The sequence below is a fragment of the Streptomyces sp. BB1-1-1 genome, from assembly GCF_031597775.1.
GTDB classification, from domain to species: Bacteria; Actinomycetota; Actinomycetes; order Streptomycetales; family Streptomycetaceae; genus Streptomyces; species Streptomyces thinghirensis.
This window is the reverse complement of sequence record NZ_CP134205.1, coordinates 232,088-257,097: the sequence shown is the minus strand read 5'-3', so window position 1 is coordinate 257,097 and position 25,010 is coordinate 232,088. Positions and strand designations below refer to the sequence as shown.

The following is a 25,010-nucleotide window of genomic DNA, read 5'->3' as shown; positions in this document are numbered from 1 at the left end:
GGCGTCTCCCGCCCCGGCCGTGCGCGAGCTCACGGCCGGGAGCGGCGCTGCATACCGTATGACCATGACTCTGCCGCTGGAAGACGACCCAAGGCCGCCCTACCTTCAGGCGGCCGAGGTGTTGCGCGCCAAGGTCTACAGCGGGGAGTACCCAGCCGGGAGTCAACTGCCATCGGCACGTGTACTCCAAGAAGGCTTCGGGGTATCCAGCTCAACCGTGCAGAACGCGTTGAGAGTGCTGAAGCGGGAGGGACTGGTCTACTCCGTGCTCGGCCGGGGCAGCTACGTCAGCGGCACGCACCCCGGCCTTCCGCCGGCGGCCGGGACGGCGCCTTCCCGTTTCCCCGACGCCGCGGTCACCGCCGAGCACGACCCCAGGCCCCCATACGTGCGTACGGCCGACCTGCTCAGGGAGGAGATACGGTCCGGGAACTTTCCGAGCGGCCGGCTTCCCTCCGCACGGGAGCTCCAAGACCGTTTCGGCATCGCCAACTCGACCGCACAGAACGCGGTGCGCGTACTCAAACGCGAGGGCCTGGTCTACGCGGTCAAGGGCAGGGGCGTGTTCGTCCGCAGCACCGCGCGACAGGGCGAGCAGCCCTTGCTCGGCGAGCAGGCGTTGTCAGCACGGCCGGATTCTCGGGAGCGGCCGCGAACCGAGGAAGAACTCGCCGCCGACCTGGCCGCCGCCGAGCAGCGCCTTGCCCGTGCCGCCGACGCCTACCAAGCGGCCGGTGCTCAGCTCGACGTCCTCATCCGCGAGGCCCGGCGCCGCGGCATGCCCGTACCGACTGCAGCGCATGAAAGGGACGGGGCCTCGGCCTGATGCGAGACCAGCCGATTCTCCGTTTCCGCCCCGAGAAGAAGTCCGGCGGTGAACGATGGGGAGCGTGACGCACGGGGACGCAGAGACCAGGCCGCCGCTCGACCGCACCAACGCCTTCACGGCCTTGGAGGCGGCGCTCCAGTGGTGGGGGGCTGATGTGCCGGAGGACCCAGGAGCGGGTGAGCTGGCGCATCTGCTGGACGAGATCGTGGACCGTCTGCGCGAGGACCGAAGGAACGAGCGGTCACGGGCGGCTGCCGAACCCCTGGTCCAGGCGGCGGAGGTACTGCGGGCAGTGGCGCGGCTCGGCAGCCTCCTGCCGGTGATCTCGTTGTGGCACCTGAGGACGGCGCTGCGACAAGAAGCCACGGCCCGCAGTCGACTCGCCGCGGAGAACCATCTCCAGCCGGTCGCGTCCCCCCTGTAGCCCGCGCCCGAACTGCGTGGCGGCGTGTCGCCCCTGCGAGCCGAACCCGAGGGATACAGTGGCGCCCTGCGGCATCGGTCTGCTGCTCCTCACGCGAACCTCGGCCCGCTGGTTCAAGGCGGAGGCGAAGAAGCTCGGCTTCGATCAGAGATCCCACCGACCGCACCACCGCACACCAGTGCCTGTTCCTCATGTTCCGCGGGCCGACGGAACGGAGCGAAAGGTACCCCCATGCCGGACACCCGGATCAGCAGCCGCGCCCGGACCTACGCCCTCTACACCGGTGCTCCCCGCCAGGTCGCGTGCGACGTCGTCGCCGGCCTTCCCCGCCACGCACCTCTCATCCCAGCCCCTGCCCACCAGGCGCAACTCCTGCTCGAGTCCGAGGCGTTCTACCGGATCCTCAGCTACCAGCGGGACTTCTTCGAGTTCCCCTTCGGGATCCGGTACGTACAGCCCACCGCGGAGGGAATCCGGCTCGACCTGGAGAGCAACGCGAGCCTCGACGGCCTGCTGGCCGCGCTGCTGCCCGGCCGCGTGCAGGCGGGCACCGGCCATGATGAGATCCAGGGTCTCAACGGGGTCCGGATCACCGCACGCACCGACCGCGGCATCGAGCTCCGCCGCCTCGGACAGCCGACCAGCATCCGGCTCACCGGAGTGTCCCGACGCGCATTCCAGAAGGCCGAGACCACCCTTGCCGAGCGAACCCACGACATCGGAGGCGAGGCCAGCTGGCTCGCCGAAGACACCTGGACCGCCGACGAGCGGCGCTGGGAGGACGAGCGCCAGCCCCTGACCTATGAGTCCACCTGGCGCGAGGCGGCCTGGCTCCCCAGCGGCTTGCTGCGCCGCCTCGGCCTCCTCCACACCGTCGCCGTCCCCCACGTGGTCACCGGCCACGAGTCCCGGCTGGGGGAGTGGTGGATCCTGGAACTGGACCACGCCTCCGACACCGGTCTGCGCCGCGCCGAGCTGGTCCAGGCCCTCACCGACCCGGAGCACGGTCTGCCGCTGGAACTGCGCGGGCACCGCGACCTGATCCCTGGTGAGAGCCTGGGCCTGGTCCTCCTGAAGTCCCCGGACGGCTCCGCCGCCCTCCAGCTGCGCTACGACCGCTTCGACTACCCGGTCAAGGAAGAGCGGGCGGAGATGTTCGCAGCGATCCGGCGACGGATCAGCGCTCTGACGGGCGAGGCCTTGCTGCCGTCGATGCCAGGCTGCTCGGCCACCGGCTGAGCAACACGACGAACCGTCAAGGCCCATGTCAGCACCCCTCCCCGAAAGGGCTGCCGCCACACAACTTCCCGCCCCCGCCCGAGCACATCAGGCTCAGTGTGGCCTCGGTCACCGCTGCGAGCGCCATCCCCAGCCGCTCCAGGTCGGCGTGCGCCAGCACACCGAGGTCACGCTGGGCTATCGGCTTCCCGCTCCTCCCGCTCGTTGTTGCCCTCGTGGCCGTGCCGGCGGCCGTGGAACATCATCGAGGTGCCGCCTTCGGGCAGGTACCAGCCGTCCGCGGCCATGTACGGCGGGATGTAGGCCGGATTGGTGTCGGTGTTCAGGGGCGAGTCGGCGTCGGTGACGTCGCGGATCACCCGGCGCTGGACCTCCCGGAAGTCGTAGCCGTCGGGGCCGTCGACCTTCCAGGTGATGTCCCGCAGCGCGGCCCGGCCCTCCTCGGGGGCGCCTGCGGTCTCGACCATCGGGTGGGCTTCGATCAGCCCCCCGTACAGGCACAGGACGATCAGGAGCTGGCAGACGCGGTCGGAGAACTCGCCGAAGCCGTACTCCTGCCCGCAGCCGCAGGACGGGTCGTGGGCGTGGACGGTGAACTCCACCTCGTAGGGCTTGCCGGTCAGCGCGTACGGGGGGAGGGGCTGGCCCGGGCCGGTGGGGCAGGAGTGAGCGGTGTCGAAGAAGTTGATCCAGACCTTGACGGACGTGGCCGCGAAGCCGGTGTACTCGGCTTCCAGGGCCTTCTCCAGGCGCTGGTGGGCCGCGTAGGCCTTCTCGTCCACGCTCTTCCAGCCCTCGCCGAGCCGGTGCCCGGCCAGGTGCAGGAACCGGTCGGTCAGCAGGCATAGCTCCTCGGCCGTCGGGAGCGCCCCGTCCGCCGTGCCGGACGTACCCGCGGGCACGTCCGGCACGGCGGCGTCCTGGTGGCCGGTATCGGCGTCGTCGTGGGTTGGCCAGACCTGGGTGAGTTCCTCACTGGGTTCGGCGCGGCGGATGAGCGCGAGGTCGGACAGGGTCATCCCGAAGTGCGAGTGGCCGTCCCACACGCTCAGCCAGGGCACGTCCGCCGGGCCGGTGCTGTGCGGGTGGACGTCGGTGACCTCGACGCAGACCTGTACCGGCTCGGGGAACTGGGCGCCGGGCCCGTACCACAGGGCCAGGACCCGGGTCCGGGAGCCCAGGAACTGCCGTGCCTGGCGCACCGCGTGCCGGCTGTGGTCCGAGGGGACCCACCAGCCCTCGCGTGCCCAGGCGTGGTCGGCGTCGACCAGCAGGGGGCCGCCCGCGTCGTAGAGCGTCTCGGCGGCCTGCCGCCGGGCCTCGGCCCGAAGCGCCGCGCACGGCTCGCCGACCGGGGCGGTGCTGCCCAGGCCATCGGCGTCCGGCCCGGTGACCGGCGCGCCGTCCCAGGCCGGGACGCCGGGCGGCGTGAAGGGGAGCGTGCCCAGGATCACGGCGACCTGGTTCGCCCGGTCGATGCTGTGGCTGATCCGCGCATCAGCGCCGGTGGCGGCGGGACGCTCGTCGTCGCCCCCTGCTCCGTAGCGGCGCCGCGGGTCGTCGGGTTCCTCGTCCAGGCTGTGCCCGAGCAGCATCGGCAGCAGCTGGCACTGGAGGAGCTCGGTCAGGCCGCTCTCGACGTTGAAGGCGTCCCCGGTGACCGCGAACGGCTTCATGATCTGGCCGAGGCCGTCGCTGAGGGAGTGGACGAGGTGGTAGGGGGTGCGGTGGCGGTCCCGTTCGCAGGCCTGCGTGGTCAGGGCCACCGCGAAAGCGATCGCGGCCGGCCACAGCGCGTCCCTCCAGCGCACGCCCACCTCGCGGCACAGAGCCTTCGCCGCGGCGCGGGCGGTGGGGTCGTGGCGGTCGACGGCGTCGACGAGCGCGGTCAGGTTCGCGCCGGCACCCAGGCGCCGGAACATCGGATGACGGTCGGCGGGCGGCGGCAGCCAGATCCAGGAGCGGACCAGCGGCTCGCCCCAGCGCTCCATCACGATCGGCCAGCCGCCACGCTCCCGAAGCGCGCGGTCGAGCCGGGCGCGCAGGTTCGCACCGCACGTCAGCGCGAGAACGGCCGCGACCGCGTCCCATCCCGCCGGGGCGGACAGATCCTCGTACAGGAGGCGGTCAAGTTGGACGGCGAGGTACGGAAGGTCGGTGCGGTAGGGCTGGTCGCCGTCGAAGACGCACGCGGGGCAGACCGGCGCGGCGCTCGGCGAGTTCCCCAGCAGGTGATGGGCGGGGTAGCGGTCGCCGCAGATCGGGCACGGCGTGGTGGAGTGTTCCTCCATGCCCCGCACCCTGGCCAGCCGGGTCCGGCCGAGCCCGGTGTCCAGGCGCCGTGCGGTGGCCCGGACCGGCTCGGTGGAGCAGTCGGCCAGGCCGTCCTCGAAATCGTCCACGGTGGCGTTCCCGGCCGGGCACATCGCCATCAGGTAGAGCGGCTTGGCCAGATCGCACTGCCCGGGGTCGTCCGGGTCACGCTCGGCGCCGTCGTCCTCGTCGTCGGCGCGCCCCACCGACAGGCTCAGCCCAGCGACGGGCCCGGCGTAGGAGGTCAGGCCGAAGCACTCCACGTCGGTCGCATCGCCCGCGCCCCAGCCCAGACGGCGGAACTCCTCGACGAGGGCCTTCAGGTAGTCCTTCGCGAGGAACGGGCCCGGATCCGGCTCGAGTGCGCCCTGCTCGGCGAGGAGGCGCACGGCCTCGGCGCGGCCGGCCTCGTCCAGAACCTCGGGCAGCAGCCCCTTCTCAGCGGCGTCGACGACGCGCTGCAACGCGCGCTGGTAGCCCATCTGCGTCTGCGCGTCGAGGGCCTTGGCGATCTGCCGGCGGTTGGTGGGATGCGTACTGTGCTTCGGTGACACGACAGCTCCTGCGCGCTCTCGGTCCGTGCCGCCCCACCACGACAGGAGCCAGAGCGCGTACAGGGGCGGTCACACGATGATTGGAAGCGCCAAGCATCACCACTGCATCACCCTCCAGCGGCAGCTGGATTCGCCACGGCCCGGAGGTGGGTCCGGGCACGGCACGTCACGGTGAGGTGCGTTTCCCCCTGATGCTACCGGGCAGCCAGCTGGCCAAGGACGCGGTACGCCAAGCCCTCCGTGGGCAACGACGGCCAGACCATGGGCGGGCCGAGCGTGCCCATCAGCATCGCGTCGGTGGGTAGGCCGGGCAGGTCGCGTCTCAGGGAAAATTAACGCGGGCCCACGCCCTGGCGGCGGCTACCGTGTCCACCATGAGCCCGTCCGGCCCGAGCGCCGTCCCGATCCCCCTGCACATCGCCGGCGAACCCCCGGCGTCCCCGGCGCCCCACGTGATCGGCACGTCCGCCGGGGCGGGCCCCGGGCCCGCCCCGGCAGTGCGGCCGAACGTGGTGGACTGGGCGGCGCTTGGGGTGGAGCCGCGGTGGAAGGATCAGGAGACGGGCGACTGCGCAGCCGTCCTGTCCCCCGTCCTCGGACCCGCCACCGGCCTTGAGCCCTACAAGCGCTACGCCGCGGGAGCCCGGAAGCGTGGGGAGACCGCCCTCGTCGTCGCCTGCACCGGCGCGGGCGAACGCAGGCACAACGTCTTCTCCGGACACGTCGCCCCCGGCATCCACCTGCCCCACTACTACGGCTCGATCTCCGCCAACCCGCTCCCCACCAACGTGAACCCCGAACTCGCTGACGGCCTGGACCACGCCGAACACGAACTCGGCACCCGGCTACTCAACCGTCCCCCGGACACCTGGTTCCGCCTGACCTACCTCAAGGACAGGCCCTCGCACCCCGGATCTGCCAGGATGTGGCCGCCGCCGGGGGAGGGGGAACTGCGCCCGATCCTGGTCGACGGCCTCGGCCACCCGGTGGCGGGGATTTGGATGCCGACGGGCGGCAGTGCCCGGTGGTTCGTAGTTCCCCACGGCACCGACCAGCATCTGCTGGTGGAGTGGCTGGTCCATCACGCGCTGCCCGCGTACGTGCCCGGCGCGCTGACCCGAGCCCGCTCGACCTTGGTGCGCGACCCGGCACTCGCCACCGACGCCGAAGCCCGGCTGCTCGAGACGATCGCCGAGGAACAGCGCGCCCACGAGCGGCGGCAGACCGAGCTGCAGCAGCAACTCACCGCGTTGCGGGCCGTGGCCGATCCCCTGCGCGACGGCCTGCTGTTCGGCACCGGCCGCCCGCTGGAGGATGCGGTACACGACGTCCTCGTGGCGGCCGGCGCCGCAGTGACCCGCCTCGACGACGTGTACGGCACCAAGTCGGCAGACCTGCTGGCCGAGTTCGGCAGCCGCCGAGTCCTGGTCGAGGTGAAGTCGGCGAACAACCGGCCACCGCAGAGCCTGCCCGACAAACTCCTCAAGCACCTGAACACCTGGCCCGGTCTGACCGGGACCGAGCCTGTTGACGGCGGCGTCCTGGTGGTCAACTACCAGATCAAGCTCCACCCTGCGCAGCGGGACACCGAGGTTTACACCGACCGCGCGTTCGCCGACGCGCTGACCGTGCCGGTGATCGGCAGCGCCCGCCTGTTCGACTGGTGGCGCCGCGATGACTGGGATGCCGTGCGACATGCCGTCTTCGGCGACACCGGCGTCGCGCAGCCTCCCGAGATCGCCGCGCCGGGTGCCGATCCGAAGGCGTCCGGGCGGCCCGGCCTGCTCTCGCGCCTGCGCCGGTAGCCAGCAGACGCCGGAGGACGACGGGACACGTCAGACCTGCTCGGCGTTGAGGAGGTCCGGGATCGGGCGGGCCTCCACCAACACCAGCTGCTCGGCCACTTACGGAGACACCAAGTACCAGCAGGACCGCCGTCAAGTCCCCGTCACCCGAACGGATTGCCGTCAGTCGGCGATCTCCTATGCTCCATGGGCGTGCCGTACGGTTTCCGGACTGCGTCCGCCCAGGGGAGGGCGCGGGCAGGACCTGGGAGAGGATGGCGACGGGGTGGGCGGGGATGCGACGGAGACGTGGGGCGAGAGAGCGGTCTGCCGGACCGCGGACCCGGACGAGCTGTTCGTCGAGGGCGCGGCCCAGAACCGGGCCAAGGCCCTCTGTACCGGCTGCCCGGTGCGCACCGAGTGCCTTGCCTACGCCCTCGACCACGGGATCGAGCATGGAATCTGGGGTGGCATGACCGAGCGTGATCGGCGGGCCCTCCTGCGGCGGCGTCCGCTGGTCACGTCCTGGCGTCGATTGCTGGAGGCCGCGCGGTCCGAGCATGATCGGCTCGTGCGCCCCGACGATGACGCGCCGGACTGGGAAGCCACTGCTTGATGGCCCGCCCCGACGAGATCCCTACAGCACGTCGGTCTCGGCGTCGACGTACCCGAACGCGTGGGCCATGTGCACCAGGGCCTCCCGGAGCAGGTGCTGCCGCTCGGCCCGGTCCATGGCCGGCGCTGCGGTGATGGTGACGGCCAGCTTCGGCCTGGGGCCGTTGTCGTTCGGCCCGAGGGGCCCCAGGTCGACGAGGGTGTCCAGGACCGGCAGGACGCCGTTCTCGGCGGGCTGTTCGCTCGTGATCCGCAGCTCGGTGGTGGGCGGTGCGGCCCACTTCAGGCTGGCGGGGGCGCCGACGATGTCGGGCAGCAGCTCGGCGGCTGTCTCCCACGCGGCGAGCAGCACGGCCTGGACCTCGTCGAGGCCCAGCTGCGTGTCACAGCCGGGTCGGAGGGCTACTGCCCACGCCTCCGGGTTCTCGATCAGGACGTCCGCGCAGGCGACCACGGTGGACTCCATCGTGGTGGGCAGGGCGAGCATGACGGAGGCCGTCACAGCCGGGGTGCCGTCGGGCCCGGCAATCGTGCACGTGTAGCCGGCGGACCGGCCCGAGTTACCGAAAGGCCCCCGCTCCCACCGGGCGGCGGGCAGCTCTGCGCCCCGGCGGCGGGACAGGAGCGTCACCGCGCTGGCCACCGCACTGTGCGGCAGCTGCTGCTCGAGCTGCGTGCGCCGGGACTTGTTGATCTCCAGTGTGCTCGCCTCGGCCCAGGGCAGGTTCACCAGGGCCCGCAGGCGCAGCGCCGGTGTCTGGCCGCCGGTCCCGATCTCCGCCGAGCGGCCCTGGTTCAGGCTGAAGCGGGGATCCGGCTGCCACCGCCACACGCCACGTCCCGAGCACGTCACGTGCCCCGGACCCCACAAGCCGCCGTCGAGGTCCACGCGCCGGGCGTCGGCCGGGATCACCCACGGGGCAGCCGTGCCCGCGGGCGGGCGGGGGAATCCGACGGCCGCGAGCGGATCCTGACCGCCCGGCGCCCGCCGACCGGCTTCGACAATCGCCTGCCAGACCGGCTCGGCGACGACGACCGCAGGAAGATCGGGGACCAGGCACAGCACCCAGCCCGGCTCACCGTCGACCTCGTGCCGGACATCCTGCAGCGCGGCCGCGCCCTGCGCCCAGGCCTCCCCGCCGGGCTTCCCCAGACCCGCGCCGGCGAGCTCCTCGTAGGCCGCCCTCATCTCCCGCTCACGGTCCGGCAGGCCTTGGCCGACCCGCGGCCCGCTGTCAGGCCCCGCTTCGGACACGGCCTGCCGGACGAGGTCGGCGAGAGCCAGGACAGTGGGCACGCCGGAGGCCCGGACACCGGCGGAGAGCAGCTGCACGATCTCGGCCCGGGGCAGCCAGTACGTGCTGTCCCCGTCCCGCATCGGCACCGCGACCGTGTCCGGACGCGGAGCCCCGGGCTTGCCCACCACGGCCGGCACGGCAAAGAGCGCATGATCGGTCTGCGCGGGGATCTCGATGAACAGCACCCGCTCGTCGCCCTCCGCCCCCGACCATCCAATGCGTACGCCGCGGGGAGCCGGGGAGACCCTCTGGCGGATCAGCTTGCGGATCTGGTCCACGTTCACCGCAGCCGGGTCGACGCCGACGACATGGTCCAGGACCTCTTCGTCGTGCTCAAGTCGGGTGGCGATGCCGACGACGATGACCCCGCCGCCCCCGTTGGCGAAAGCGGCGACGTCCTTGGTCAGCTCCTCGACCGCCTTCGGATCGTCCGCCACCCGGTACGGAGCCTTCTTCGCGTCGAGCCACTGGGTCTCGCGCAGCCCGAGCAGAGAGCCGGGCCGATGGGCCTCCAGCTCGGCCAGGGCGCTCTTCAAGTCGTTCACCACCTCGGCAGTATCCACTGGCGCACCGGCCTCCCGCGGCCGGATTTCGCAACCGCACCCGGCGGGAGGGAAGCCTTGGCCGTCCGCGTTCCAGTCAGCTGGTGCGCGCCTGCGTGTAGCCGACGATTCGCTGGGAGTCGTACTGCATCAGGGCGGCCAGGTCCTGCCCGGCCCACAGGGCGAAGCTCAGTGCGATCTCGCGGGCGTCTTCGAGTTCGGAGCCGGGCCGGAGGTAGGCGAGGAAGGGGACGGCGAGCCGTGCCGCACGCTCCTCGGGCCGCTCACCGGCCGGCGCGGAGGCGACGACGGTGAGAAGCTCCACGCAGGTGGGGCCGGCGGGGTGCGGATGGCGCTGGGTCAGGCTGACTTCGTCGCCGAATGCGCGAAGCCAGGAGTCGAACCGGTCCTGGTCCCCGCCGACGAGCTGGGTTCGGTACCCGGCGTGCTCGGTGGCCAGCCACTCGATCAGGACCAGGGCTTGTGGGCGCAGCCTGCCGGCGTCCCGCCAGGTCTCCAGTGCGGCCGTCAGAGCGCCGTACATTTCCATGTCGGCCGGCGGCGGCCCTTCGCCGCCCGCGCCGTGATAAGTGGCTTCTCTCTGAGCGGTCATCCTGAGCAGGGTGAAGGCGGTGCTGCGAGGACGGGACTGCGCGGTGGTGTCTGACATCGGCAACTCCTGTGCGGTGCTCGGCGAATGAGGGCTCGGGAAGCGAACTCGGCGGTTCGCGGTGGGGATCAGCGGATCGTCTGAGGCTTCGTCCGGAAGGAGAGGACGACGGCCTCGGGTCCTTGTCCCGGGGCGCCCTTGCATGACCTCTGGTGGCCCGCGTGCCAGAGGCCGGCTTCCTCCGGCAGGAGATCCAGCTCGGAAACGGAGCAGGCTCGGCACATGGCGGTGCGAGTCTCGAAGTCGTACCCGTACAGCGGGTGGGTGCCTGACGGATGCGGGTTCATGGGCCCCTCTCGAATGCCGTCCTTGTAGACATCGTGGTGCACCGAGGGCTCACTCAGACGGTTTCCGGTCGGGCTGCGGCGCGGGCAGGGTGTGCGACGGCCGCTCCCGCAGGGACAGCAGAAGGTCGCGGGCCGCGACCGCGTCACCGAGGGCGCGGTGCCGGCCGCCGAGCCGGAGGCGCGTGCTGGTGCCCAGCCACATCGATCGGCGCTTCATCAGGCACTGCCACGCCTGCACCGAGTGCAGCCGGCTCGGATCGACGCCGAGCGCGCGGGCGTGGCCGACGGACATCCGCCTGTCGAAGTCGCTGTTGTAGGCAAGGACGACCCGTCGGTCGACCGTGGCCAGGACCTCGGGGAGGACGGCGCTCCACGGCCGGGCGCCGGCCACCATGCTGTCGGTGATGCCGTGCACTCGGGTGGCCCCGGGCGGAATGGTGATGTCCGGGCCGGGGTGGACGAGGGTGTCGATGAGGACGGAGCCGTCGTGCGCGTCGACGACGGCCACCTCGATCACGCGATCCGCAGGCCCCAGGCCGGTGGTCTCGACGTCGAGGACGCAGGCGACGCCCGGCTGGAGCATGTCGTGGGCCCAGTGCATGGTCTGGCCCACCGGGCCGAGCAGCACCAGCCGCTGAGCATCGACAGCCCGAACGAGCCGCAGCGGCAGCAGCTCAACGACCTCCTCGCGGCCCGGCCCGCCACCGCGCGACGGTGCCCAGTCGAGCGACCACCGGTCCGTCGCCGAGGTGTACCGCGCCCAGGCGTCCACTCCTGCGGCACGCAAGGCGGCCGTGACGCCGTCGACCAGGCAGGCTCGCTCGGAGGCGGACCCGGCGAGCTCCCGCCAGGGCGAAGGGCAACGAGCCTCGGCACTGCGCGCTGCCGCCCAGTCCAGCGGTGCGGCGGCGACGGCGTCGAGCGCCGAGGCGGCGAAGCGCAGCGTCCCGGTGGAGCTGCGCCCGGCGGGAGCGAGGAGCCCGGCTTCGATGAGGTAGGCGAACTCGCGACGGTGCAGGCCCAGGTAGCGGGCGGCCTGCTCGGGGCCGAAACCACCTTCGGTGCGTTCCCGTGAGGGCACGGGCACAGAGGCCGTGGCCTGGATGTCCGTCTGCTGCGGTTGCATCGCCGAGTCCCTTCAGTCCCTACGCCTGAGAGCCGTCGTCGCGGTCGGCCTGGTCGGCCTGGTCGGCCAGGTGGAGAACGCCCCGGGCGCCGAGGACGGTCTCGAACATCACCAGGCGGCCGGCCTGGTCGGTTCCGGCAGCCGCGTCACTGAACCATCGGCTGGAGCGCAGTGCCGCGGCGACACACTCGGCCGTCGCGTCACCCGACGTGTCGGGCACCGGCAGCTCCGGCAGGTCCTCCAGCTCCATGTCGAAGTGCTCCAGGTGCTGGACGAGCAGGTGGGCCAAGGCACGCGACGGGTCGCTGGTGTGGCGGTCCCCGTCGTGGAGCTCCATCGACCCGGGAAAGACGACGGCGCGGGTGAAGAAATCGCACAACGCCCCGAACACCTCTGGGTCCGGGGCGTGACCGCGGTCATCGCGTGCCTGGAGGGCCCACCGCAGGATGACGTCCACGTGCGCGCGCCGGGCCTGTTCCGCAGCGTCCGGAGCGCCCGCGTCACCGCCTTCACGGGGGGCGGCCCCGGCGGTTCCCTCTGCCTCCGCGGGAGACGGCGCCGCAGTGGGCACGGCGTCACCGTCCAGTTCGGCCTGCCACCGGTCGAACGCCGCGGCTTCCTCCTCGGCCCGCTGGTAGGCCGCGTCGTACTTGTCGTCTCCGAGGACCGCGGCCGACTCCACCCACTGCGTGAGGAGCGCGGCGTGCTCCCACCGGTCCTCGGATGCCGGGAGCTGGTCGCGGCGCCCGTCCATGAGGGCCGGCAGCAGTCCGATGACCGCGTCCGGCGCCGCCAGCACCGGCACCGGCAGCGCGTCGAGCTTGTCGCCGCCCCGCTCCCGGTACGCCCAGCCCGTCGACGAGTCCCACACCAGCTCCAGCCCGTTGGGCCACTCCTCGCCGGTCAGCTCCGCAGCGCCGCCGATCCATGTCCACCGGGCCTCAGTCGCGCCCCGCGCCTCCGCCCGGCGCACCGCGAACTCGGCATCCGCGTAGCCGGCGCACGCGAGAGCGCCCTCCATGACGCGCGGGTACTTCTTCCAGCCCCTGAACGGGTCCACGGTGTGCCCTCTTCTGCTGCTTCGAACGGCCTTGTCTGTCCCGGTCAGCCTGGCAGCCGCCACTGACACCACCCCGCCAGCGATCGAACCTGAACCGAAAGTGCGACCGGCTGTGCGATTCCTGCGGCCGCCCGGCACCCGCCAGGCCCGGCGAGCCGGCGGCCGCAAGCCCGGCCACCCGCCGGTGCAGTCTCTGAACGAAGCCAGCCCCGGGCGGCGCCGTACGCTGCCAACGTGGCACCCATGGAATCCGTCAGTACCGCCCTGAGCCGTGTCTGGCCCGCCGAACTGCGCACCGACCGTCTCCTTCTCCGCCCGGTCACCCGGGAAGACGGTCCTCTGCTGGACGAGTTGCTGACCGACGACCGGGTCCGCGCCCACCTCGGCGGCCCGGTCACGCAGGATCGCGTCGTCGCCCGGCAGGCCGCCTACCCGACGACGGCCGGCGCCTTCACCGTCGTCCGCGTCGCCGACCAGCGCCAGGTCGGCCTGGTGACCATCGGCGCCGACCACAGGTGCGAGGGCCGCGCCGAAATCTCGTACCAACTGCTCCCCGTCGCCTGGGGCGAAGGCATGGGCCGGGAGGCCGTCGCCGCGGCCGTCACCTGGTGGACGGATGCCGTCCCCGGCGGTGGTCCGCTGGTCGCGGTCACCCAGAAGGCCAACCGCGCCTCGTGCCGCATGCTGGAGGCGATCGGCATGACGGTTGTCGACGAGCTCGACGAGCACGGTGCGCGCCAGTGCGTCTACACCCCCGCGGGCGACCAGGAAGACAGCGATCTGCGCTGGTTCCGCCTGCTCGCCGAGCGCCGGGACGCCGTCGAGCGGCACCGAGGCGCGCAGGCGCGCGCGACCGCGGCCGGCCAGGGCCTTCCCGACGACCTTTCGGCGCTCGCTCCCGAGGAACTGGCCCGGCTGTGCCCTGCTCGCCACGGCGCCTACGGCCGGATCTGCGCCCGAGTGGCCGAACACACGCCGGACCTTCACCTGGGCCGGGCACAGGACGGCGCGTGGATCGCCTGGCTGACGTCGGCTGACGCCTGACCGCCCACCCGGCGCGGCCAAGGGGCTCTGTCGGCGCTCAGAACTCGTCGGCGCGCATGGGGACGAGTTCGGCGACCTCGAACTGGGTCGTCTGCGGGTGCAGTTCGAGGAAGCGGGCGATGACCTGGGCGTGCGCCTGACCGGTGAACAGGTCCAGCGCCACGCGGTCGAGGGGACCGTCGTCCAGCTGCAGGTACGTCATGGCCAGATGGGCGCCGTGGTGCAGGGCGTCCTTCTCGGTGGGGTAGGTCCAGGTGCTCAGTCCGCGCCCCGGCTCGCTGCGGTGCAGCAGAACCCACGGGCCGCCGGCCACCCCCGTGGGCGCGCCGGCCAAGACCCGGCACATGCGGCACCACGTCACGTTCGCGGCAAGGCGCTCCGCCGGACCGGCACCCCACACCGGCTCCGGCACGACCACGCGCGGGACATCCGGCCGTTCGGGCAGGGCCTGCGGCTCCCGGGTGAGCAGTTCGGGGACCCGGTAGGCGGTGCGGGCGCGGCCCTTCCTGCCGACTGGGGGCTGCCACAGTGCACGCGGCCACGGCTCGTCGAGCGACACCGACGGTCCGCGACCGAGGGAATGGCCGAGGTCGGCCAAGCCCTCGTCGGACGGTGTCGGCTCCTCCCCCGGAGGCAGCGGCAACAGCCACCCGGCCGCGTCCTTCACCCAGGCCTGCCCACAGCCGCACCAGTGCACGGCGGCATCCTGCTCGGCGGGGCTGTCGTACCATCCCGGCTCCTCCCGGCCCAGACCGAAGCGCGCCATGCCGGTCGGCTTCTCGCACGGGCAGGACGCGAACCGGTACAGCTGCACATCGGGCTGCTCGTCGCGCGAAGCGTGCAGCCACGCCGGATGGACACCCAGCGCCCCCGCCAGCGCCTCCCGCTCACGATCCCCGGGCCGGGAGCGGCCAGCCGCCCAGTGCCCGATCTGGTGCGCGCCGACACCGACGTCGCCGCCCAGACCGACCGAGGTCTTCGCGGCGGCCTCCTGCAACAGCCGCAGACGCCGTACGAAGGGGGACAGCTCCAGCAGAGCCCACACCGGGTGCTCCCCACAAGGCTCGACGTACTCCGGATCGTCCTCCCACACCTCGTGAAGCTCGTTGTAGGACGAGGCGTGCTCGGCCAGCGTCTCGGTCATCCACCGGCGCACCGCGGCGTCGTCCGCCCACTGCTCATCGGTAGTCTTCTGAGCCGCCGCGTCCGCGTTCTCCGCCAGCACCAGCTCCTCGTGCATCGGGAAAAGGCACTCCTCGACGGCCAGCAACGCCCGGGAGGCGACGACACGGCGGGCCGGTTCCGGAACCGCTCCGCTCAGCACACCCGACAGCACGTCGACGGCCCGCACCACCAACCGGTCCTGCTGCTTCCCCCACCTGCTCACCCTGCCCCCATCCTGCGGCCGCCGCGGCCCCGCACGTGTCACATCATCCCGGCCATGACACGGAGGCGGGCGACAACGCCCGAAGTTCACCCCCACCAGAACAGCCCCGGCCGGAGCCCGGACAGCCAGCAGCGCCCGGCATCAGACCCAGCACGACCGCCAGCTACACGGCCGCATACGCTGGGCCGATGCCCGTCGTACCCCCGCTCTTCAGCGACGCCGAGACCGATCACCCCGCCATCGCCCAGTGGTGCTCCACCATCCTGGCCGGCGACACTGCCCGCCTGCTCCTCCTGGGTCCGCACTGGTCGGGCAAGTCCTACGCCGCCTACGCCGGGCTGCGCCGTCTCCTGGCCGCCGGCTATCGCGAGGAGAACATCACCGTCCACCAGGCCCACGAGCTCGGGCGCAGCTACGAGCCCGGCATGATCGAGAACACCACCGCGGTCACAGTCATCGACGACCTGACCCTCTCCGTCGACCTGGTGCGCGAGGCGAAGGTTCCGCTGAAGCCGGATCCGGCCGATGTTCAGGCCATGATGGCCCTGGAGGCGGGAGCGCTCGCGGATGCCGTCGCCCGCCTGAGCCTGCTGCCGCGCCGTTCCTGGCTCTTGATCGTCTCGAACCTCGACTGCCTCGCCGAGGCGGTCGGCCAAGAGACCGCCGACCGCCTCGTCGCCGTCGCAGAGCAGGCCGAACTCACCGCCCGCCCCCGGCCGACCGTGCGCTGGTAGCAGCCGGACATGCAGCACGCCCGCCGCACCTGACAGAGCTGGACTACGCTGCGCGCTGTCGGCAGGGCGCAGGAAGGGGCGGGTTGTGGCCAAGCGGACGAACGGTTCCGAGAAGAACCGCAAGGAGCCGATGTCCGGCGTCGCGCGCCGGCTGTGGGCGTTCTCCGGCAACGAGTGCGCCTGGGGCGACCCGCACTGCTCAACGCGGCTGGTCACGGAGGAGGGCGCCTGGGTCGGCAAGATCGCCCACATCATCGGTGCCGAACCCGGCAGCGCCCGGCACGAGGAATGGGACGGCCAGGACGTCGAACAGCTGCGGGACTTCGGCAACTTGATGCTGCTGTGCGGGGTGCACCACGACCTGATCGACAGCAGCGTCACCCGGCACGACTACACGGTCGAATACCTGCGGGCAGTCAAACAGAAGCACGAGGCCAGGTACCGGTACACGGTCGAGGCCATCGAGGCCGAGTTCCGCGACACCGTCAACGACTCCCGGGTCCGGCCCGCCGCCACCATGCGCCGCTTCTTCGCCTGGGAGAATGCCAACCAGGATCCGGAGGACGAACAGGAGACCCTCGAACTGGTCAACCGCTTCGCGCGGCGGGTCGGCGGCCTCACAAGGATGGCCCGACAGGTCCTCGCTCTCGTGGTGCACGAGGAGAGCACGGACTTCGAACTGGTGCTGAGGCGCTTCTCGGCGGACCGTACGACGCTGCTCAGCGTCGTACGCGAGCTGCAGAAGGCGGAGATGGTCTACCTCCACGACGAGGAGTTCGACGAGGACCGCGGGCAACTGTCCCTGCTCAGCGGCGCTCTGGAGGGCCTTTACGAGATGTGGGACGAGCTCCGGGGCTTCTGCCACGACGAGAAGGTCGACCTGAAGGAGCTCTTGGTGGACCTCGACTTCTCCCGCCTGGACTAGGCCGCCGACGACCGCACGACCTGCGCCCGGGGAGTGACGGCCCCGGCCGTACTGCGTCCCGTCACGGGGACCGGGGCCTGTCCCGCACACTCCATTCCGGCACGGGCCACGGCGAGCCTAACGGGTGACCCGAGAGCGCCTGCACGGATTCCCGCAGACCCGACTTCCCGGCCGCCAGGACGAGGAAGCAAGGACGAGCACGGTGCGGAGGCCGCCACAGGGCGTTCAGGCGACCGGCTTCCGCGCAGGACAGGTGCCGCGAGCGGCGTCACCGACTGCACCGTCCTCCCCGCCCTGGACGCGCGCCGTGTCGACCGCAGCGGGGACACCGTAGAAGCCACCGAACGCCTCGACCCCGCGCTTCCCCTCCAACTGGGCAAGCAGCGCCGCCGCCGCCACACCGCGCGCAAGCTCACTCGCCGTCCGGACCACACGGTCCTGTGCGCGCCCCGACCGAGGCCGACCATCGCTGAACTGCAACACATCACCGTTCTCGCCCAGGCTGCCGCCAGCGCGCTCGGCCTCACCACGCAGCCAGTTTTCAGCCTCCTCGCGAGAGTGGCCCCATTGCCGGAGCTTGCACGCGATGTCAGCGCCGCACAGAGGAACGGCGAAATCCAGGAAGAGCCGCAGCTCCGCAATGGCACTCAATGGTTCAGGCTGGCGCATAAAAATACCTCCTAGAATGCGCAAAGTCGAAAGTAGGTAGGGCTAAAGAAGTGGCTGGGTTCGAGGGGAAAGCGAGCAAGAGGCGTCGGTCGGAAAGATGCCGTCACGATCGGGCCACACGGCCTGCCAGTACGGCACGGCGATCTCCCTGCCGTACACCGCCCGCAGCATCGCGAACGGCTCCAAGGACTCCACGGGGCGCATGAGCAGCTGGAATCCGTTCGCGAGCAGCCCGTCCAGCACCTCACCGGCAACCGGACCAGACGATCCGGCGAACCGCTCGACGACGCTATGGAGCACGCCCTGCATCGCCCTGACGTCCAGCCCGGCCATGACGAACTCGCGTCCCAGAGACTCGTGCAGACCGACGGTGTAGCAATAGGCAGCAGAACCTTCATCTGCCATAACGGCCTGGACGGCGAATCCGTGCTCGGCGATCACGGATCGCAGCCGAGCAACATACTCCGTCATGAAATCGGGCGGACACACAGGGCAATCCGCTTCCCCACAAGAATCGTGAGGGCGGCCCTCCGGCAAAACATTGGCCGCGACGGCGGGCGTGAAATCCAGATCGCGAGCGACCAGCTGAGAAGGATCGCCGTCCGGACGGCACGATTCCAGAGCCGGAAGATCGATAAGGCCCCACCGGCCCTGCGACAGGTCACCGCCCAGGCACGACCATCCGTAGGCCTGGCCGCTCGCGTCATCAACCTCAACGACGTACCACTGGCCCCAGGCGGAGAAGTACCGCAGCCGGACCACCCTGTGCTCATGCGGCTCCAGGACCGTGGCCCACAGGCCCGGGATCTCGGCCAGCACCGCCGGAGCCGGGTAGAAGTCGTCGGCGCGCTCCTCGCGCCACAGCTCGGGCGGCCGCGTCATGACCGGATCACCTCCCTGCGCGGAGCGCTCAGGTTCGAGCTGGGCGCGGAAGAGCACTTGCTCGACGTCCGGGTGGCAGATCGACACCTCGTCACCGTCCCAGCGCACGGTGTACGCCCCCAGGTCGTCGGGCAAGGCGCGCAGTTCAGGCACGGTCTCCATCGCCCTGAGGAAGAGGGCGACGAACACCTCCTCACGTCCCCCCGAACCGGCAGAGACAGTGGTCCGCTCCCAGGGATGCCCGAGGAAGCGCATGCGGATGTCCGCCATGATCAGTACTCCAGTGAATCGAGAGGTGGGGCGGCCGAGGAGGCCCAGGCCGATGAGTGGGTCGTCGATTTCTCGGGCGATCGCTGAGCGGTGGCGCTTCGCCTCCGCATGCATCACCGGCATCCGGCCTCGACGGGGGATACAGGGGGAAGGCCCCGGCTCAGGAGCCGGACGACTGCTGCGCTCGGTACTGGCCCACCACGGCGAGCACCGCGACGCCGAGAAGGCCGGCTCCCTCGCCCGCCATCCAGTCGCCGAGCGGCGCTTCCGGGCTGTTGCTCAGCCTCTGGATGAGGTCATGCACGCTGACATGCGGGACCCCCTCGGCATCGCAACCAGCCTCGAAATGACCGAATTTGGGGACGTAAGCGTGGTAGTGCCCGTCGGCGCTCCAGTGAGGGTCCTGCCACAACTCGAACACCGCGTTCGGGGCGTCCTCCTCCAACCGCGTGGCGACCTCCTCGCAGAGTCCCAGCACGGCTTCCCGGGTGCGGTAGACCTGCCCCAGCGTGAGGACCTCGGTAGGACCACGCTCATACTCGCCGCGGAGTCCGTGCTCCCGCATGAGGTCGAGGAGTGGAACGAGTTCGGCGGCGGGAGCCGAGTGGACACGGAGCTGCAGATCAGCAGACACGTTTCTTCCTAGGTTCGAGCGCCACGGTGGGCGCGCACGTAGAGGGGGAGGGCAGGGCCGCGCATTGTCGGGAGGGCAGAGGCGAAGCAGAGCGCGTTCGGCTGCTCAGCCGGCGCACTGGTACCCGCGGGGAGCGGGTCCGGCGGCGTGAGGCGTATGGGCGGCTCTCCGGCGCGACGGCCGAAGACTTGGTCGACGATGACCGTCAGAGCCGCGATGTCTCACGCTGCCAGTCGCGCGTCTCGGCGCGGCGAACCAGACGGCGGAACCACGGCCCTTTTTCACCTTCGTCGCTGTACCGGCCCGGCAGGATCTTGCTCCCCACGGAGCCGGTCCGAGCGTTCTTGACCTTGCGACGCCTCGCGGGACGCTTCTTTGCCCCGGTTCCAGGGACAGGGGTACTCATGCTGAGATCAACTCCTCATCCGCCCCGATGCCTTACGCCTCGTCGTCGTTCTCCGCGCAGTCGGGGCAGTCGTCGGGACAGCGGGTCAGGGTGCCGTAGGTGTGAACCGCACAGCGCACACAGGGGCCGACGGAGGCGACATATTCGCCCTCGGTGCGGGTTTCTCCGGCCCAGTCGTCAGCCGGGATCCCGGTTGGTTCGTTGCAATGGCCGCAGTTGACCTCGCCGGGGCGGTAGATGGCCATCAGAGTTCACGCACGGACAGACCACCGTGCAGCCTCCACAGGAGCTCCGACATGTCGACGCCGACTTCGTGCTCGGCGTCGTTACTGTCGCCTTCGACGGCCTCGTTCCAACGTTCGAGAAGTTCTTCCACCTCGGCCTGTTCGGAGGGGCTGAGTTTGGTGTTCAAGACGCGGTCCTCTTGCTTACGCGCCCCGGCGAGCGGGGGCGGCTACTGGGGCTCGGGTATGGTCCGAGAGGGTTTGAAGATCAGCCACGTGAGGCTGCTCAGCTCCCGCTTCACTCCTCAGCGACCACCACCCGCACGCCCGACATCCGGCACTTCTGGCCGCGCACGGAGTGTCCCTCCAGCTGGCCGTTGATCAGGTCGACAACCGCTCCGCACCCGGCGGACGGACAGCGGACGGCCATCACTCGGCCCTCGTCGTCGAGGAGGGGCATCTCGTGCGCGAGAGCCATCGCGGTCTGCTCGCCCTTCAGTCGTACGGCGAAGGTCACCTCGCCGCCGGCCTGTACGTCATCGAGGCACAACTGGCACAGGGGCTGCTTGCGGGCTCTGGATGCGGCCGCTGGTGAAGGGGGCGCACGGTGGCCGTCCGGAGATACACCGGGCGGCAAGCCCGTCTCGGGGTCGATCAGGATGCTCGGAGCGGTGTGGCGTTCCAGCTCGTGGAAAATGGTCGGACGGCCACAGCAGGGGCATGTCATCAAATAGAACAACGCGAGCTCTCAGGATCGTCGGAGCGGTGTGGATGGGCGCGGACTGCCTTTGGGGAGGGGCTGTCCTGTTGTGGCTCGGGGCTTACAGGCAGATGCAGCCGGTGACCCGGGTCGGGTCGACTTCCTCGACGAGGCCGCGGGCGACGGCTGCTGGTCAGGTGGCTTATCGGCCGGTTCTGCGGGCCCGGCCCCACAAGAACAACAGTACACATTGGAAACCAAATAAGCAACAGATCGAGTTCTGGATCCTGTGCAAGGCGTGGAACGGTCCGGCTCCAGCCCGACCTTCGGTGTGCTGCCAACCAGAAGCCGGTTCACCTCGGTGATGCGAACCGGTATCCGCTCATCTTCGATAAGGCCCGTTCCTCCTGCGCTGAGACAGGTGAGCTGACCTGTGACAGCCCCCGGACGGATGCCAAACAAGATGGGAAATCGCTGTTCTGTGAAACGGAGTTGGGAACTGGCCAGGGGCGTTGTCGGTACCGGCCGCTATGCTCGGCGCAGCGCACCTCGCTTGTGCGCGCCGGCCCGGGCCCACCCCCGGGATATCGGTGAACCGTGCTGCCGCGCGGGTGCGAGCGACGACCGGTGCCCCTTTTTCCGAACCCGCGCACCCTGGCCAAGCTCGTGGTGGGACGAACCGCAACGCCAGGGCGCGACGAAGGAGAGGCGATGGCCCCGTCCCACAACACCACCAATCAGGAGCGGATCGCCCGCGCGCTGAACCGCACCACCAGTTGCGGCTACCAGAAGGCCCTGCAACGCGTGAAGGCCGCGGCCGAAGCGGGGCAGCTGCCCGCGAAGCTCGACCAGGCCGGCCGCGAAGAAGCCGTGCGTATGCTCACCGAGGGCCACTCCCGGCCCGCCCCGGGCGTCGTGAAGAGCGGCCCGTCCGCCGTCACGCAGCCCTCAGTCGTGACGGCCGGGCTGGTACGCGGAGGCATGGACAAGACGGTGGCCGTGACCGACGCCAGCGCCCTGGCCACCCAGCAGGGCCACCGGGTACTGCCGGTCGATCTGGGCGAGCCGCTCACCGAACTGAGGGCCGAGACGCAAAGGGCGATGGAGGCGCACCGGAACTTGCGGGACAAGGAGCGGGTCGTCGACGCCATGCGGGCGCAGCGGGACCGGCATCTGAACCCGTACCTTCTTCCCACTGTGCCGCGGGAACTGGTGCAGCAGGTGGAACTGCTGCTGGAGCAGACCCGGCGGCTGTCGCAGAGCGACACCTCGCAGTGAGCCGCCGCCGTCGACGAGGGGTCTCCGCCTGGTCCCGCCTCACCGACGGCCGGTCGCTCCCAGTCCCTCGGCAGGCACTCGGGCCCGCGGCTGTTGAAGGTTGCGGTCCAGCACCCGCACCGGGTAGTCGGCTGGCAGCTCGCGCAGGACCTCCACCGTCATCGGGTGCAGGTCGGCAAGGTCCTGAGCGGCCCTGGGACGCGGTCGGCTGCTGTGGTTGACTCCTTCTTCTCGCAGCGGATGGGGAACATATGAGCGACGAGACGATGCCGGACGTGACGTGGGAAGAGATCGCGGACAGCTGGAGGCTGGACGATCTGGTCGAAGGCCGAATGCGGCCCACCACGAGCGACGACGTGCGGACGCTGATGACGATCGGGGTGCTGCGCGGTCGCCCACCGCTGAATGAGACCGCGCGGCGGAATGCCTTCGACGCCGTGATGGCGGCGGCTGACGGCGGCGCGGAAGCCGACAGGGATCAGATTTCCCGGGACCCTGCCCGTATTGAGCAGACTCGCCAGGCCGCACTGCGCGCCCTCGAAGAGGCCCAGCAGCAACGCGAGGAGTGACCAGGCGCCCACGGCCGCAGACAGGAGTGCCTCCCAGCCGGGCGCGGTCGTTGATGCCTGTATGAGCGTTCGAAACCTCCTTGACATGGCCTTCGCGCAACCGACGTCCCCAGGTGCGCGTGACGGTGACCTCACCGTCACCGACCTTGGCTCGGGTGCATGGAAGGAGTTCCTTCTCGGTCCCGGTGCAGGGCCAGGCCGGTCGGGATCCTGGGACGAGCAACTGGCGGTGCTGTGGAAGCGGGTGGTCACGGAGTGCGGAGAGGCACAACGGCTCGCGGACGAGCACGACATCGACTGGGAGCTGCTCCCTCACGAGTCGAAGCTCATCCTCGCGGTGAGCGGCCCGGGCAACGTAGTGGTCGACGTCACCGCCGCCGCACTGGCGACCCAGCGGGAGCAGTGGAAGCTCGAGCGGCGCTTTGCCCGGATCCATCGCCGCCTGCCCTCGGACCTGTCCGGCCTGGTGCCGGCCGACGTCGGCGCGCTGCGGTCCGGCCTGCTGGACGAGCAGGACTTCCGCATCAGCACCTACGCGATTCAGCAGCACCTATCCGTGCGGTGGCTGCGCGCACTGACCGGTACCGCGGCCTATCTCGCCGCGGCGCACATGGTCCCCGCCCCGCTCGCCCTGGACGTGGTCACCACGGCCCCGCTGGACGAATCGACACGGGACGCTCTGCGGCTGCCGGCCCCCTGGTCGCTGATCACTCACGACGCCGTCCCCCTGCGCGCGGCCCAAGCCGATGACGACGAGCTCGCCGCGCTCGTCGAGGCCGGCGTATGCGTGGGACCGGAACCGGTCATCCTCGGCGGCCTGCTCGCCGCCCAGGCCGATGGTCGGCTCGACACGACGTCGGGATTCCTCCTCATCTCCTGCCTCGACGCCGCGGGCAAGCGGTGCCAGGTTCTGCAGCCGACCGCGTACGGCGACCACGCCGGCGGTCGTGTGCTGTACGGGTACGCCGCGCAGCTCGCGTTCGCCCGGTGGACGTCCCCGCCCGTTCTTCCGGACCCCGGGACGCAACCGTCGCGCAGCACTCTGGGCAGGATCGCCACGAGCGAGGCCGGACGGGCCGGCGGTTTCCATGGAGTCCGGCTCCTGGACTTCACCCCTCCGCCTGAGGGGCCGCCCGAGCAGCGCACCGCACCGGTGGGCTCCCGGGGACCGCTCACCCTCGGCACATGGAGGCGAGCACACTGGAAACCTGGAGTACGGATCGGCATCCGCGACAGCGCCGGGCGTCTCGTCGGGCCGGTCTACAAGGACGGCGCGGTCGAGGGAATCACGTTCAGCCGTGAGCGCCGTTTCTTCCTCCGTGCCCGGGTCCGCCCCGACCTGCCCCTCGCGCCCACCACCCCGGTCTACCGGATCCCGAACCCAGGGGCCTCGGGCCGGTGACCTTCCCATGGAGGTGCTGTCCGAGGGGGTCGCCGACCAGGTGGTTCCGGAGGTGGTCGCCCGACTGTGCCGCGAGCACGCGGCTGACACAGTCGCTCACGGGCTCCCTAGTCGCGAGGGCCGCAGGCACGGAGCATGCGCATGCGATGCGCCGCAGGGCGGCTTGTACCGTTGACGGCATGTGTGTGGATATTCGTACTGTGCTGCGTAAGCATGAGGAAGAGCTGCGGCGCTTTCGCCGGGACCTGTTCTCCACCGACCCGGCCGACAGCGGCTTGGCCTCCGTAGTGCCCGCAGCTGTGCTGGAGCAGATGCGGGCGAACGGACAGACGGTGCCGCACCGTTTCGGGCCAGTGCGTTCAGTGACCGACCGGCATGCCGTCCTGACCATCGTCGGGGACATCCTGGACCAGGCGGTACTCCTGGAGCGGCCGGGCCGGGAGGGGAGTGTGCTGACGCTGTCGGTCGCGGCGAAGCACAAGCAACTCGGCACCCGCCAGGCAGTCGACCCGGCGGAGGCGCGGGCCTGGGTGGAAGCGATCGTGGGTCCGGACTGGCTGCCGCACTTCTACTCTGCCGGCAACCTGAGCACCGTGGGCGGGCCGTCGGCTCCAAGGCAGCTGACAACGGCGTACTTCTACCTGTTCCTGGGCGCGGACGGTGTTCCGCATGCCGAGCCGGAGCATCAGCTCGGCGTGACGCTGTCCCCGCTCGCTGACGCTGCCTGATGCAGCACTAGACCGCCTGCTCAAGAAGTCCGGACCGCTGATGCAGCGGCCGAGCGCGTGTCCCTAGGACCGGCTGCCGGGCTCGGCGTTCCGGGGCTGGTGCCCCTCGCGGGTGTGCTTGGCCGGGTGGTGCGGATGGTTCTGCCACGGATCGGCCATGTTCATGAGCTCATGGAGAAGGCGTTCGGCTGTGTCGGAGTCGCCGGTATGTACGGCCTCGGCATAGGCCTTCTCCAGATCGTGGGCGGCGGTCCAGCTGTCCTCGTACGCCTCGCGGCCGTCGGGGTACTCTTCGCGGCGCCGGTCCTCGAGCCGGTCGACGATGAACTGGTAGACGCCTACACCGGTCTGCGAGTCCAAGAGCATGCGGTGGACCTTTCGGAGTGGGTGACCTGGTCAGCTGGGGGCCGGGGGCCG

General features: G+C 70.8%; 25 protein-coding genes. 12 read left to right on the top strand and 13 right to left on the bottom strand.

Features of this window, described 5'->3' with window-relative positions:
- The first annotated feature begins 64 nt into the window (after positions 1–64).
- From RI578_RS41805 to RI578_RS41795, 3 genes are all read left to right on the top strand, one after another.
- The gene (locus tag RI578_RS41805; RefSeq protein ID WP_310876240.1) at positions 65–826 is read left to right on the top strand and encodes a GntR family transcriptional regulator; all 762 of its coding nucleotides are present in this window, start codon (positions 65–67) and stop codon (positions 824–826) included.
- Between the two features lie 64 nt (positions 827–890).
- Positions 891–1,253: a hypothetical protein gene (locus tag RI578_RS41800; protein WP_310876239.1), complete on the top strand. Its 363-nt coding sequence runs from the start codon at positions 891–893 to the stop codon at positions 1,251–1,253.
- Positions 1,254–1,484: 231 nt separating this feature from the next.
- A complete protein-coding gene (locus tag RI578_RS41795) occupies positions 1,485–2,492 on the top strand; it encodes a hypothetical protein (protein WP_310876238.1) in 1,008 nt (335 codons plus the stop codon).
- A gap of 167 nt (positions 2,493–2,659) precedes the next feature.
- On the opposite strand, the gene RI578_RS41790 is transcribed toward RI578_RS41795, so the two are convergent.
- Positions 2,660–5,359 (bottom strand): hypothetical protein, encoded by a 2,700-nt coding sequence (locus tag RI578_RS41790; protein ID WP_310876237.1) that lies wholly within the window; start codon positions 5,357–5,359, stop codon positions 2,660–2,662.
- 374 nt (positions 5,360–5,733) lie between these two features.
- On the opposite strand from RI578_RS41790, the gene RI578_RS41785 reads away from it, so the two are divergent.
- Entirely contained in the window at positions 5,734–7,164 is a 1,431-nt protein-coding gene (locus RI578_RS41785; protein ID WP_310876236.1) for a hypothetical protein, read from the top strand.
- 265 nt (positions 7,165–7,429) lie between these two features.
- Complete coding sequence (locus RI578_RS41780) at positions 7,430–7,759, top strand: WhiB family transcriptional regulator (RefSeq protein WP_310876235.1); 330 nt, start codon at positions 7,430–7,432, stop codon at positions 7,757–7,759.
- 21 nt (positions 7,760–7,780) lie between these two features.
- Here the strand turns inward: RI578_RS41780 and RI578_RS41775 are convergent, their stop codons facing one another.
- The 4 genes from RI578_RS41775 to RI578_RS41760 form a co-directional block, all read right to left on the bottom strand.
- A complete protein-coding gene (locus RI578_RS41775; RefSeq protein ID WP_310876234.1) occupies positions 7,781–9,604 on the bottom strand; it encodes an RNA-binding domain-containing protein in 1,824 nt (607 codons plus the stop codon).
- Positions 9,605–9,695: 91 nt separating this feature from the next.
- Positions 9,696–10,268 carry a hypothetical protein gene (locus RI578_RS41770; RefSeq protein ID WP_310876233.1) on the bottom strand — a complete coding sequence of 191 codons (573 nt, stop codon included), beginning with the start codon at positions 10,266–10,268 and terminating at the stop codon, positions 9,696–9,698.
- Positions 10,269–10,604: 336 nt separating this feature from the next.
- Positions 10,605–11,681 carry a 3'-5' exonuclease gene (locus RI578_RS41765; RefSeq protein ID WP_310876232.1) on the bottom strand — a complete coding sequence of 359 codons (1,077 nt, stop codon included), beginning with the start codon at positions 11,679–11,681 and terminating at the stop codon, positions 10,605–10,607.
- Positions 11,682–11,700: 19 nt separating this feature from the next.
- A complete protein-coding gene (locus RI578_RS41760) occupies positions 11,701–12,741 on the bottom strand; it encodes a hypothetical protein (protein WP_310876231.1) in 1,041 nt (346 codons plus the stop codon).
- 243 nt (positions 12,742–12,984) lie between these two features.
- Between RI578_RS41760 and RI578_RS41755 the strand changes: the two genes are divergently transcribed.
- Complete coding sequence (locus tag RI578_RS41755; RefSeq protein ID WP_310876230.1) at positions 12,985–13,785, top strand: GNAT family N-acetyltransferase; 801 nt, start codon at positions 12,985–12,987, stop codon at positions 13,783–13,785.
- A gap of 37 nt (positions 13,786–13,822) precedes the next feature.
- Here RI578_RS41755 and RI578_RS41750 read toward each other — a convergent pair whose 3' ends face one another.
- Positions 13,823–15,172: an XRE family transcriptional regulator gene (locus RI578_RS41750; RefSeq protein WP_310876229.1), complete on the bottom strand. Its 1,350-nt coding sequence runs from the start codon at positions 15,170–15,172 to the stop codon at positions 13,823–13,825.
- A gap of 188 nt (positions 15,173–15,360) precedes the next feature.
- On the opposite strand from RI578_RS41750, the gene RI578_RS41745 reads away from it, so the two are divergent.
- The gene (locus RI578_RS41745; RefSeq protein ID WP_310876228.1) at positions 15,361–15,906 is read left to right on the top strand and encodes a hypothetical protein; all 546 of its coding nucleotides are present in this window, start codon (positions 15,361–15,363) and stop codon (positions 15,904–15,906) included.
- Positions 15,907–15,991: 85 nt separating this feature from the next.
- Positions 15,992–16,831: a hypothetical protein gene (locus tag RI578_RS41740; protein WP_310876227.1), complete on the top strand. Its 840-nt coding sequence runs from the start codon at positions 15,992–15,994 to the stop codon at positions 16,829–16,831.
- 225 nt (positions 16,832–17,056) lie between these two features.
- Here the strand turns inward: RI578_RS41740 and RI578_RS41735 are convergent, their stop codons facing one another.
- The 6 genes from RI578_RS41735 to RI578_RS41710 all read right to left on the bottom strand — a co-directional run bounded on the left by RI578_RS41735 (position 17,057) and on the right by RI578_RS41710 (position 20,466).
- Positions 17,057–17,500 carry a hypothetical protein gene (locus tag RI578_RS41735; RefSeq protein WP_310876226.1) on the bottom strand — a complete coding sequence of 148 codons (444 nt, stop codon included), beginning with the start codon at positions 17,498–17,500 and terminating at the stop codon, positions 17,057–17,059.
- A 42-nt stretch (positions 17,501–17,542) separates the two neighbouring features.
- Positions 17,543–18,652: a DUF4262 domain-containing protein gene (locus RI578_RS41730; protein ID WP_310876225.1), complete on the bottom strand. Its 1,110-nt coding sequence runs from the start codon at positions 18,650–18,652 to the stop codon at positions 17,543–17,545.
- 160 nt (positions 18,653–18,812) lie between these two features.
- Positions 18,813–19,286 carry a hypothetical protein gene (locus RI578_RS41725; protein WP_310876224.1) on the bottom strand — a complete coding sequence of 158 codons (474 nt, stop codon included), beginning with the start codon at positions 19,284–19,286 and terminating at the stop codon, positions 18,813–18,815.
- 438 nt (positions 19,287–19,724) lie between these two features.
- Positions 19,725–19,937, bottom strand: a complete 213-nt coding sequence (locus RI578_RS41720; RefSeq protein ID WP_310876223.1) for a hypothetical protein — start codon at positions 19,935–19,937, stop codon at positions 19,725–19,727.
- The gene (locus RI578_RS41715) at positions 19,937–20,104 is read right to left on the bottom strand and encodes a hypothetical protein (protein WP_310876222.1); all 168 of its coding nucleotides are present in this window, start codon (positions 20,102–20,104) and stop codon (positions 19,937–19,939) included. Before RI578_RS41715 ends, RI578_RS41720 begins: the two co-directional genes overlap by 1 nt.
- Positions 20,105–20,214: 110 nt before the next feature.
- Positions 20,215–20,466, bottom strand: a complete 252-nt coding sequence (locus RI578_RS41710) for a hypothetical protein (RefSeq protein ID WP_310876221.1) — start codon at positions 20,464–20,466, stop codon at positions 20,215–20,217.
- A gap of 861 nt (positions 20,467–21,327) precedes the next feature.
- Here RI578_RS41710 and RI578_RS41705 point away from each other — a divergent pair.
- The 4 genes from RI578_RS41705 (at position 21,328) to RI578_RS41690 (ending at position 24,593) form a co-directional block, all read left to right on the top strand.
- On the top strand, positions 21,328–21,894 hold the full coding sequence (locus RI578_RS41705) for a hypothetical protein (protein ID WP_310876220.1): 567 nt from the start codon (positions 21,328–21,330) through the stop codon (positions 21,892–21,894).
- Between the two features lie 251 nt (positions 21,895–22,145).
- Complete coding sequence (locus RI578_RS41700; RefSeq protein WP_310876219.1) at positions 22,146–22,463, top strand: hypothetical protein; 318 nt, start codon at positions 22,146–22,148, stop codon at positions 22,461–22,463.
- An 85-nt stretch (positions 22,464–22,548) separates the two neighbouring features.
- On the top strand, positions 22,549–23,865 hold the full coding sequence (locus tag RI578_RS41695; protein WP_310876218.1) for a hypothetical protein: 1,317 nt from the start codon (positions 22,549–22,551) through the stop codon (positions 23,863–23,865).
- Between the two features lie 146 nt (positions 23,866–24,011).
- Positions 24,012–24,593, top strand: a complete 582-nt coding sequence (locus RI578_RS41690; RefSeq protein ID WP_310876217.1) for a hypothetical protein — start codon at positions 24,012–24,014, stop codon at positions 24,591–24,593.
- Between the two features lie 63 nt (positions 24,594–24,656).
- Here the strand turns inward: RI578_RS41690 and RI578_RS41685 are convergent, their stop codons facing one another.
- Complete coding sequence (locus tag RI578_RS41685; RefSeq protein WP_310876216.1) at positions 24,657–24,959, bottom strand: hypothetical protein; 303 nt, start codon at positions 24,957–24,959, stop codon at positions 24,657–24,659.
- Between the last annotated feature and the right edge of the window lie 51 nt (positions 24,960–25,010).

Coding starts and splice junctions, on each gene's coding strand:
- RI578_RS41805 (WP_310876240.1), top strand. CDS start 65: ATGACTCTGCCGCTGGAAGACGACCCAAGGCCGCCCTACCTTCAGGCG.
- RI578_RS41795 (WP_310876238.1), top strand. CDS start 1,485: ATGCCGGACACCCGGATCAGCAGCCGCGCCCGGACCTACGCCCTCTAC.
- RI578_RS41785 (WP_310876236.1), top strand. CDS start 5,734: ATGAGCCCGTCCGGCCCGAGCGCCGTCCCGATCCCCCTGCACATCGCC.
- RI578_RS41770 (WP_310876233.1), bottom strand. CDS start 10,268: ATGTCAGACACCACCGCGCAGTCCCGTCCTCGCAGCACCGCCTTCACC.
- RI578_RS41765 (WP_310876232.1), bottom strand. CDS start 11,681: ATGCAACCGCAGCAGACGGACATCCAGGCCACGGCCTCTGTGCCCGTG.
- RI578_RS41755 (WP_310876230.1), top strand. CDS start 12,985: ATGGAATCCGTCAGTACCGCCCTGAGCCGTGTCTGGCCCGCCGAACTG.
- RI578_RS41745 (WP_310876228.1), top strand. CDS start 15,361: ATGCCCGTCGTACCCCCGCTCTTCAGCGACGCCGAGACCGATCACCCC.
- RI578_RS41735 (WP_310876226.1), bottom strand. CDS start 17,500: ATGCGCCAGCCTGAACCATTGAGTGCCATTGCGGAGCTGCGGCTCTTC.
- RI578_RS41730 (WP_310876225.1), bottom strand. CDS start 18,652: ATGGCGGACATCCGCATGCGCTTCCTCGGGCATCCCTGGGAGCGGACC.
- RI578_RS41720 (WP_310876223.1), bottom strand. CDS start 19,937: ATGGCCATCTACCGCCCCGGCGAGGTCAACTGCGGCCATTGCAACGAA.
- RI578_RS41705 (WP_310876220.1), top strand. CDS start 21,328: ATGGCCCCGTCCCACAACACCACCAATCAGGAGCGGATCGCCCGCGCG.
- RI578_RS41700 (WP_310876219.1), top strand. CDS start 22,146: ATGAGCGACGAGACGATGCCGGACGTGACGTGGGAAGAGATCGCGGAC.
- RI578_RS41695 (WP_310876218.1), top strand. CDS start 22,549: ATGGCCTTCGCGCAACCGACGTCCCCAGGTGCGCGTGACGGTGACCTC.
- RI578_RS41690 (WP_310876217.1), top strand. CDS start 24,012: ATGCGCCGCAGGGCGGCTTGTACCGTTGACGGCATGTGTGTGGATATT.
- RI578_RS41685 (WP_310876216.1), bottom strand. CDS start 24,959: ATGCTCTTGGACTCGCAGACCGGTGTAGGCGTCTACCAGTTCATCGTC.